Origin of the sequence: Nonomuraea maheshkhaliensis (assembly GCF_039529435.1) — a bacterium.
Lineage (GTDB): Bacteria > Actinomycetota > Actinomycetes > Streptosporangiales > Streptosporangiaceae > Nonomuraea > Nonomuraea maheshkhaliensis.
In genome coordinates this window covers 1-567 of the sequence record NZ_BAAAMU010000341.1, presented here as the reverse complement: position 1 = coordinate 567, position 567 = coordinate 1, and the positions used below count along the sequence as shown (strand labels likewise).

General features: G+C 71.8%; 1 protein-coding gene. It reads right to left on the bottom strand.

Annotated features, from left to right (window positions below):
- Nucleotides 1–567: ketoacyl-synthetase C-terminal extension domain-containing protein (locus tag ABFX54_RS56760; RefSeq protein ID WP_346115637.1), on the bottom strand; the 567-nt coding region annotated here is incomplete at both ends.

Below are 567 nucleotides of genomic sequence, written 5' to 3'. Positions count from 1 at the left end.
ACCACCGACTCCACCACCACCGGAGCCGACACCAACTCCCCACGATCAGCGGCCACCAGCACACCCCGCCGCTCCAGCACGTCCCGGCTGGTCACGAGCGAATACCCCACGTCGGCAGGCGTCACGTCACGCGACGACGCCTCGGACAGCGCCGCGCGCATCTGCTCGGTGACGGCCGCGAGACCGGACTCGCTCCGAGCCGACAACACCACCGGCACCAGCGCGTCCCCCACAGGCTGCGGCTGCTCGGCAGGCGTCTCAGGGGGCGCCTGTTCGAGGATGATGTGCGCGTTGGTGCCGCTGATGCCGAACGACGACACCCCGCCCCGGCGCGGACGCCCCAGTTCCGGCCATTCCACGGCGTGCTCGGGCAGCCGGATGTCCCCCCGCGTCCAGTCCACGTGGGTGGTGGGCTCGTCGACGCCCAGCGTCGCGGGGATGACGCCGTGCCGCAGCGCCAGCACCATCTTGATCACACCGGCGACACCGGCGGCGGCCTGCGTGTGACCGATGTTCGACTTGACCGAGCCGAGCCAGAGCGGCACCTGACGCCCCTGCCCGTACACC